The 9,290-nt window shown below is 72.7% G+C and carries 5 protein-coding genes; 4 read left to right on the top strand and 1 reads right to left on the bottom strand.

Translation table 11 applies throughout. From position 1 onward, the window contains the following. Nucleotides 1-168: 168 nt before the first annotated feature. The 4 genes from LP52_RS04325 to LP52_RS04340 all read left to right on the top strand — a co-directional run bounded on the left by LP52_RS04325 (nucleotide 169) and on the right by LP52_RS04340 (nucleotide 4,686). A complete protein-coding gene (locus tag LP52_RS04325) occupies nucleotides 169-1,200 on the top strand; it encodes an MBL fold metallo-hydrolase (RefSeq protein WP_052809404.1) in 1,032 nt (343 codons plus the stop codon). A gap of 339 nt (nucleotides 1,201-1,539) precedes the next feature. Next, on the top strand, nucleotides 1,540-2,826 hold the full coding sequence (locus tag LP52_RS04330) for a glycosyltransferase family 4 protein (RefSeq protein ID WP_040270870.1): 1,287 nt from the start codon (nucleotides 1,540-1,542) through the stop codon (nucleotides 2,824-2,826). A gap of 25 nt (nucleotides 2,827-2,851) precedes the next feature. Continuing rightward, nucleotides 2,852-3,595 carry a class I SAM-dependent methyltransferase gene (locus tag LP52_RS04335; protein ID WP_040270986.1) on the top strand — a complete coding sequence of 248 codons (744 nt, stop codon included), beginning with the start codon at nucleotides 2,852-2,854 and terminating at the stop codon, nucleotides 3,593-3,595. Beyond that, on the top strand, nucleotides 3,592-4,686 hold the full coding sequence (locus tag LP52_RS04340) for a glycoside hydrolase family 15 protein (protein WP_040270872.1): 1,095 nt from the start codon (nucleotides 3,592-3,594) through the stop codon (nucleotides 4,684-4,686). Before LP52_RS04335 ends, LP52_RS04340 begins: the two co-directional genes overlap by 4 nt. Nucleotides 4,687-4,932: 246 nt before the next feature. Here LP52_RS04340 and LP52_RS04345 read toward each other — a convergent pair whose 3' ends face one another. Continuing rightward, nucleotides 4,933-8,712, bottom strand: coding sequence for a transglycosylase domain-containing protein (locus LP52_RS04345; protein ID WP_052809405.1), 3,780 nt, complete (start codon nucleotides 8,710-8,712; stop codon nucleotides 4,933-4,935). Between the last annotated feature and the right edge of the window lie 578 nt (nucleotides 8,713-9,290).

The raw sequence follows: 9,290 nt of genomic DNA on the forward strand, positions 1-9,290 counted from the left end.
GTCCGCCGCTGCGCGTCGGCCTCCGCAGCCCTCGCGGCGGCGCCCCAATGGAATCCGTTCTAGTGGCGGGCGTCACTTTTTCGCCCGCGCTCGCACCCTCCCCGCCGGGAGGCCCGGGCGGCACCGCGATTAGAATCCGATTCTGTTTCGGTTGAGGAGGAGGATCCCATGCGGCCGCTGCCATCAGTGGAGGACTTGGGCGAGGGCGTGTGGAGCGTCCCTGTGCCCATCCCCGGCAACCCCCTCGGCTACACGCTGGTATACGTGCTGGACACCCCGCGGGGTCCGGTCCTCGTGGACGCCGGCTGGAACCACGAGGACTCCTGGCGAGCGCTCACCGCCGGGCTGGAGGCGGCCGGTACCTCCGTGTCCGACGTCTACGGCGTCGTCCTCACCCACTTCCACCCCGACCACTCCGGACTCACCGGACGCGTACGTGAGGCCTCCGGCGCGTGGATCGCCATGCACAAGGCCGACGCCGACCTGGTCCGCGGATTCGCCCGCATCGGCGCCGACGAGCAGCGCGACCGCCAGTTGCGCCGCGCCGCCGACTCCGGCGCCTCGGCCGCCGAGCTGGAACGGCTGGCCGAAACGGCTCCCCGCTTCCAGCCGCCCGCACCGCCCGACCGCGATCTCTCCGACGGTGAGCTGGTCGACGTCCCCCGGCGCAAGCTGCGCGCCGTGTGGACCCCCGGCCACACCCCCGGCCACATCTGCCTGGATCTGGAGGACGGCGGCCGCCTGTTCACCGGCGACCACGTGCTTCCGGGCATCACGCCCCACATCGCCCTCTACGATCACGAGGGCGGCGATCCCCTCGGCCGATACCTGGCCTCCCTGGCTCAGCTCTCCCAGATCCCCGACGACACCGAGGTCCTGCCCTCCCACGAGCACCGCTTCAGCGGCGCCGCCGGGCGCGCCGCCGACATCGCCGCCCACCACGAGGCCAAACTCGGCGAGCTCGCGGGGCTGCTGGACGGTGAGGGGGCCAGCCTGTGGGAGCTGAGCGCCCAGCTGCCCTGGAAGCGCGACTGGGATGAGATGGAGGTCACCTCGCGGCGCATGGCCGCAGCCGAGACCGCCGCCCACGCGCGCACGCTGGAGCGGCGCGGACAGGCGGTGTGCGGCGCCGACGCCGATGGAGTGCTGCGTTGGCGTGCCGCGGGCGCCGCCGCGGCGCGCGACGCGGTCGGCCCCTGAGGCCCGCGAGCCGCGGTGTAGGTCGGGACCGCCCCGCAGCACGGCGCGCGGTCGGCCCCGACCATCTTCGGCGGCGAAGCCAGGCATTAAACTGGTGAGTAACATGCGGGCGCGCGATCGAACCCGCCCGTCCAGCGGTCCTATTCAGCGGCCAGCGGTGGCGGAACGCGCGAGCGACGAACGAGGTGAAGCAGTGACCCTGCCGGTGCGACCAGCGTCACCGCGCCCCCGCAACACCGGTCCACCGGATCCCGGCACCGCCGCCGCGCCCTGCCCGCTCCGCGGCGCCCCGCACGGGCGCCCGCCATCCGCCACCACGCTGTCGATGGGTTGAGTTCTATGCCGCACCCCGACCGCCCTCTGCGTGTCGCCCTGCTCTCCTACCGCAGCAAACCGCACTGCGGCGGCCAAGGCGTGTACGTGCGCCACCTCTCCCGCGAGCTGGCCGCCCTGGGCCACGAGGTCACGGTCTTCTCGGGCCAGCCCTACCCCGACCTCGACGACGGGGTGGCCCTGGAGAAAGTGCCCAGCCTGGACCTCTACAACGACGCGGCGCCTTTCACCACACCGCCGCTGCGTGCGTGGCGCGACTGGGTCGACGTGCTGGAGATCGCCACCATGTGGACGGCCGGGTTCCCCGAGCCCTTCACCTTCTCCCTGCGCGCCCTGCGCGAGCTGCGCCGGCGCAGCGGCGAGTTCGACGTCGTCCACGACAACCAGACTCTGGGCTACGGCCAACTCGGCATCCAGGCCGCCGGCCTGCCCATGGTGACCACCATCCACCATCCCATCACCGTGGACCGCCGCATCGAGGTGCAGCAGGCCACCGGCCTCCAGCGCATCGGCAAGCGGCGCTGGTACAGCTTCGTGGGCATGCAGGGCCGGGTCGCCCGCCGCCTGGACCCCGTGCTTGTGCCCTCCCAGTCCTCGGCCGACGACATCGTGCGCGAGTTCGGCGTGCGCCGCTCGGCCGTCGACGTCGTCCCGCTGGGCGTGGACACCCGCTGCTTCCACCCCCGCCCCGAGACCGAGCGCATCCCCGGCCGACTCGTGTGCGTCGCCAGCGCCGACAGCCCTCTCAAGGGCGTCGCGAACCTGCTGCGCGCTACCGCCAAGCTCGCCACCGAGCGCGACGTCTCGCTGACCGTCGTCAGCAAGCCCACCCCCGGCGGCCCCACCGAGCGGCTCGTCGACGAGCTGAGCCTGCGCGACCGCGTCACCTTCGTCAGCGGCATCGACGACACGGAGCTGGGCGAACTGCTCTCCCGCGCAGAGGTCGCGGTGGTGCCGTCCTATTACGAGGGGTTCTCCCTGCCGGCCGTTGAAGCCATGGCCTGCAGCACTCCCCTGGTGGCCAGCCGCGCCGGCGCGATTCCCGAGGTCGTCGGCCCCGACGGCGACGCCGCCCGCCTCATCGAACCCGGCGACCCCGAGGAACTCGCCGCCACCATCGGCGGTCTACTCGACGATCCCGCCCGACGCAGGGCCATGGGAGAAGCCGCCTGGAACCGGGTCCAGGAACGGTTCACCTGGCGCGCCGTCGCCGAGGCCACCGCCCGGCGCTACACCGCCGCGGTCGACGCCACCCGCGACCGCACCGGCGAACCCGCCCCCGCAGCCGAGTGAGCAGCACGATCCGAAGGAGCCAGCACTGATCACCGTCGACTTCTCCCTGTTCCCTGTGGGGCCCGGCGACCGCGTCCTCGACCTGGGCTGCGGCGGCGGCCGGCACGCCTTCGAGGTCTACCGCCGCGGCGCCGGCATCGTCGCCTTCGACCAGAACGAGAACGATCTGGCCGAGGTCGCCGACATGTTCGCGGCCATGCGCACCGCCGGCGAGGCACCGGCCGAGAGCGAGGCCGCCGCCGAGACGGTCAAGGGCGACGCACTCGACATGCCCTTCGACGACGGCTCCTTCGACCGCGTCATCGCTTCGGAGATCTTCGAGCACCTCCCCGACGACACCGCCGCCATGGCCGAGCTGCACCGCGTGCTGCGGCCCGGCGGAATCGCCGCCGTGACGGTGCCCAGCTGGCTGCCCGAGCGCCTGTGCTGGGCGCTGTCGGAGGAGTACCACACCAACGAGGGCGGTCACGTCCGTATCTACACCCGCGCCGAACTGGAGGCCAAGCTCAAGGCCACCGGCTTCCTGATCGGCCCGCACCACCACGCCCACGCCCTGCACGCCCCCTACTGGTGGATCAAGTGCGCGGTGGGCACCTCCAACGACGCACACCCGCTGGCGTCGGCCTATCACCGCATGCTGGTGTGGGACATGATGAACTCCCCCACGACCACCCGCACGGCCGAACGCCTCCTCAACCCCCTGATCGGCAAGAGCGTCGTCGTCTACCTGCGCAAGCCCTACAGCGGCGGCGCGGAGAGAACAGGATGAGCAGCGGAACCTCCCCCGAACCCGCCCGCGTCCCCGAACTTCCCGGAGTCCTCACCTCCGCCGACGTCTCCTTCTCGGCCGACTACCTGATCAGCACGCAGTCCCCGGACGGGGCCATCCCGTGGTTCCCCGGCGGCCACACCGACGTGTGGGACCACGTCGAATGCGCCATGGCGCTGGCCGCCGCCGGGCACACCGACGCCGCGCACCGGGCCTACACCTGGCTGGCCGGCGTCCAACTGGCCGACGGCTCCTGGCCCGCCAAACTGCGCCAGAACGAACCCGCCCACGGCCTGCGCGAGGCCAACCACGCCGCCTACCCCGCCGTCGGCGCCTGGCACCAACTGCTGATCACCGGCGACGAGCAGGCGGCTGCCGAGCTGTGGCCGACGGTCCGCGCCGGAGTCGAGTTCGCGCTGGGCCTGCGCACCGACCGCGGCGAGATCCGCTGGGCGCGCGATGCCGAGGGCGAACCGGGCGACCACGCGCTACTCACCGCCTGCGCCAGCGTCCACCACGCCCTGCGCTGCGGCGCGGCGCTGGGCGAGCGCTTGGGCACCCCGCAGCCCGACTGGGAGCTGGCCGCCGCCCGGCTGGGCCACCTGCTGGCCGAGCACGAGCCGGTCTTCGCCGATCGCAGCCGCTACTCGATGGACTGGTACTACCCCGTGATCAGCGGCGCCGTCCGCGGCGATGCCGCACACCGGCGGCTGGAAGCCCGATGGGACACCTTCGTGGTCCCCGGCCTGGGCATCCGCTGCGTCAGCGACCAGCCCTGGGTCACCGGCGCGGAGACCGCGGAGCTCGCCCTGGCGCTGGCCGCCCTGGGTGAGACGGACCGCGCGCACGGGCTCATCGCCGACATCCAGCATCTGCGCGATCCCGACGACGGGGCCTACTGGACCGGCTACCAGTTCACCCACGGCGTGCGCTGGCCGGTGGAGCGCAGCACGTGGACCGCGGCAGCGGTCATCCTCGCCGCCGACGCCCTCACCGGCACCACCCCCGGCGCCGAGGTCTTCACCGGCCGCGTCGAGGTTCCCGAGGCCCCCGAACCCGACACCTGCGGCTGCGCGGCCCTGGTCGGGTGACCGTCCGCCCGCAGGCCGCCCGCTCGCGGTGACGTGCGGGCCGACCGTCGGCGCCGGTGCTTCCGGCACGTGCGGCGGCGCCCGGGGCCGGCAGCCCTGTCACGATCCGGCGGCGCGGTCCCACGGCGGCCCGCCTGGTGCCGCCGGGCCGCGCTGCGAGACGAGACGGCCGGGCGGCCCGGCGAGCCGACCCGGCGTACGGGCCGCATCCGGATCGCGCCGCCCGGCCGCGGAGCGGCGAGGCGGCTAGGGAGCCCCCTCGCCTTCCTCCCCGCCGCCCGGGGCGGGCGAGAAGCCCGGATCGATCGGGTTCGTCGTAGGCTCCTCCGGCTCCGGCGGCGGCGGGGCGCTCGGCGGCGCCGTGTCCTCCGGAGGCGGCGGCTCGGGATCCGTCTCCTCAGGCGGCCGACTCGGCTCCTGGGGAGGCTCGGCCGGTGCGGTCTCCTCCTGCGTGGGCGGCGGGTCCGGCGCGAAGTCGTGCACCTCGCCGCTGTAGGCGGGGTCGGGGAACTGCTTGACCTCCCTGCCCTCCATGGCCTGGGTCATGAAGTTGTTCCAGATGGTCGCAGGCAGTGTGCCGCCGGAGAGCTCCCCCCATCCCGACACGCTGAACGACTCGTTCTCGCCGTTGTAGACCCCCACCGCCGCGGACATCTGCGGCGTGTATCCGGAGAACCATGCGGCGACGCTGTCGTCGGTCGTTCCGGTCTTGCCCGCCACCGGCCGGCCGTCGGGTAGCGCCGCCGATGTGCCGGTGCCGCTCTGCACGACCTGCTGAAGGGCGTAGGTGACGTCGGCCGCGGTCTCCTGGCTGAGCGCCCGGTTGCTCTCGGGCTCGGGCCGCTCGTTCTCGCCCTCCTTGTTGACGACCTCCCGCACGACGTGGGTCTCCACGTGCTCGCCGCCGTTGGCGAAGGTCGCGAAACCCGCCGCCTGGTCGACGGGGCGCACGTTGGACACGCCCAGGGCGATCGCCGGAACCGCCTGGTTCTCCTTGATCATGCTCTTGGGGATGCCCGCGTCGAAGGCCGTCTGGCGGACCTTCTCGGGCCCGACCTCCTGGGCGAGTTGCACGTATCCCGTGTTCAGCGACATCCGGGTGGCCTCCACCAGCGAGGTGGGGCCGTGGCTGCTGTGGTCGTAGTTGTTGATGGTGGCGCCCCCGACCTCGATCGGAGAGTTGCCGTTCACCTGGGTGTTCAGGCTGTAGCCCTGCTCCAGCGCCGTCGCCAGCACGTAGGGCTTGAACGCCGACCCGGCCTGGGCCGAGCCGTTGAACGCGCTGTCGTACTGGTTCTCCAGGTAGTTCTGGCCGCCGTAGAACCCGACGACCTCGCCGTTGCTCGGATTCACCGCGGTCAGCCCCGCCTGGACCCCGTCCGGCAGCGAGTCGACGTCCACGGTGTCCTCGACCGCGTTCTTGGCCATCTCCATGGTCTGCTGGTCGAAGGTCGTCACGACCTTGTAGCCGCCGCGGTTGATGTTGTCCTCGGAGTAGCCGAGCTCCTTGAGCTCCTGCATCGCCTGCTGGAGCATGTAGCCCTTGGAGCCGCTGAGGTCGACGCTGTTGGCCGGGCGCTGGGCCTCGGGCTCGGGGAACTTCATCTTGTCGGCTTCGTTCCGGGTGACGTCGCCGCCTTCGACCATCCCCTCCACGACGTACTCCCAGCGGCCCTCCATCTGCGGAGTGGTCTTGCTGTCGGCCTGGCCGTAGAGGCTCGGCTGCTGGATCGCCGCCGCGAGGAACGCCGACTCCGACGCGGTGAGGTCGCCGACGTCCTTGTGGTAGTAGGCCTGCGCGGCCGACTGGATGCCGTAGGCGTTGCGGCCGAAATAGATCGTGTTCAGGTACTGCTCCATCACCCACTGCTTGTCCATGTCACCGGTCTGGTCGACCTTGAGGGCGATGATGATCTCTTTGAGCTTGCGGGTGACGGTCTGCTCACGGCTGATGCCCTCGAAGTAGTTGCGGACGAACTGCTGGGTGATGGTGGAGCCGCCCTGCACCTGCTGGCCGGTCACGGTGAACCAGACGGCGCGGAACGTTCCGGTGATGGACACGCCGGGTGAATCCCAGTAGCCGCGGTCCTCGGCGGAGATGACGGCTTCCTGGACGTTCTCGGGAATCTGCTCGTAGTCCACGGGCTCGCGGTCCACGCCGCGCTCGGCGAACTGCGTCTCGCCGTCGGCGTAGTAGAACGTCGATCCCTGGTTGACGGCCTCCTCCTTGGCGACGTCGGGCACGTCGATCGTCGCGTAGGCGATACCGAAGCCGGCGAGGACGACCACCGCGCAGGCGGCGAAGGCGATCAGCGCGCCGCGCGCCATTCGCCACCCGAGGGGCTTGGGGGGCTGCGACTTGGAGCCGCCGCCGTTGCCGCCGCCGGGCGGTGTGGGACCTCCGCCTGCAGGCGGAGGTGTGGGACCCGAGGGGCCCGACGGGCCGGAGCCGGCCGGACCGGCAGAGGCCGGCCGGCCCGTGGCGCCCGTGCCGCCGTCGGCGCTCGCGGAGTCCGGCGGCCCGCTCGCCGCCCCCGCGGCGGCGGAAGCCGCAGCCGCACCGGAGGATGTACCGGACGGACCGGATGACGCACCGGAGCCTTGGGGACGGAGAGTGGGAGTGCGGGATGATCCGGCGTCGCCGGAGGAGGTTTCCGCCGGACCGCGGCCGTCGCGCTCCGTACCGCCTCGGCCGCGGGGCGCCGCGTCACCGCCGGTGCTCTCGGCGGACGCGGCGGCGGTGTCCTCGCTCGCCGCGTCCGCAGTGCCGGAGGCGGCCGCCGCCGCGCCTGCGCCCGCTCCCGCGGCACCCGCTGCCGGGCTCTTCGCCGAGGACGCGCGCGGCTCGTCGGAATCGGCGGACGAGGACGGCGACGTTTCCTCGGCGGGCTCGGAGGCGGCGGAGGTGTCGGAGGCGACGCCAGAGTCGGTTGCGGAGTCGGCACGCGCCTTGTCCGAGTCGGAGCGGTCCGACGCGCCGACCTGCGCGGCACCGTCGTCGGCGGACGCCCTCGGCTCCGAGGCTCGGGTGGCCGCGGGTTCCGCGGCACCGGCGCCGGTCGGTGCCGCGGCAGTCTGTGTGGTCGCGGTCGGCGTTCCGGGGGTGTCACCGGGCGTGTCACCACTCGCGGAGTCACCCTCGGCGGCTCCCGAGGCCGCGTAGTCCGCCGTGCGCCCGTCCTGCTGCGACGCGTCGGTTTCAGAGCCGCCCTCGGCGCTCTGCACGGAACGCACGTGCGGCAGCGTCGTGTCCGCGTCGGGCGTGCTCTCGTCCGGGCCGCCGCCCGCTCCTTCGGTCGAGGACGCGTCGGCGGCCGCCCTGGAAGGGGCGCGCGGGGTGAACCAGGACCGCGGCTCGTCGGACGCCGCCGCGCCGTCCTCCCCGCCGCCCCCGGCCGCTTCGGCGGACGCGGACGAGGACTCCGACCCTGCCTGGGGGCGGAGGCCGTCCTCCTTCTCAGGCACATCGGAGTCGGCAGCACCGGTACCGACGGATTCGCCCGCCTCAGCGGGCGATCCGTCGCGGGCCGACGTCGCGGACTCGGCGGCAGGGGCTTCGGCGGCCTCGCCGTCGGAGCCGGCCGCGGTGGAGGGCGCCTTCTCCGGCTTATCGGAGTCGGCGGCCGCCGTCTCGCTCCCGGCGGTCTTCGCGGTCCGGGAGGCCTCGTCGGCAGCGGCGGACTTCTCGCCGTCCCCCGTCCCTGAATCCTCCTGCTCCTCCTGGGGTCCCCAGGTGCCGTCTTCCCGCAGGTTGAATCCCTGCTCCGCGAGCGTGCGGGCCACCCGATCGCGGAAGAAGCTGCCGCTGTCCTCGAACGCACCGAGACCGGCCGTGTCGGCGGAGGGCACTCCCGCCTCGTCCTCGCCGCCGTCGGAACCGCTCTCGGAATCGGGACCGGCGGAGGGCTCGGGGGCAGGGGTGCCGCCCTCGGCATCCGGTGCGCCGGAGGTGTCCGCGGCAGGCTGCCGGGTCTCCCGCTGATCCTCGTCCGTCTCCCGGGAGTCGTCCTCACGCTCATTCATCATGGCAGCACCATCGGGTCGGTTCGCGCGATCGTCGGTCTTCTCGCCGGGACCGCGACCGGAGCCACTCCCCCAGCGCACTGCGTCCCCCGCAGTACGACCATCATCAGGTGTTCCAGCGTCGTGGCGCGGCGTGACCTCGCCGTCGCCGCTAGTGCTATCACTCAGTGGTGGCCCCCTGGCATTCTCGATTCGCCCCTGCGCTCCTACGTAGGACGCGCGAACCAGGGCAATCGGTTCAGCACAATCCGGTCTCGTGAGCAGGCTCGGCGCAGCGGGGGACGTGCCGGAACCCGTACAACACGATACCCGCACTGATCACTGCGGCCGTCACCGGGAATCCCGCGGCCGGCGGGGCGGTCGGGCCCTCGGTTCCCCGCCCTGCAGCGGGTGACGGCGCGACCCGGTCGCCGCGCACCACCACGGGGGACCGTAACCACAACATCACCGAACGCAACCACACCCGACACAAAAAAAGGGGGGCAGGGCCCCCGACAAACGGGAACCCCACCCCCCAACAAAAAAAATGCGGCGGCAACCTAATCTCCCACCCCCACCATGGAGGCAGTACCATCGGCGCA

This window comes from Streptomonospora alba, from assembly GCF_000826685.1.
Taxonomy (GTDB): domain Bacteria; phylum Actinomycetota; class Actinomycetes; order Streptosporangiales; family Streptosporangiaceae; genus Streptomonospora; species Streptomonospora alba.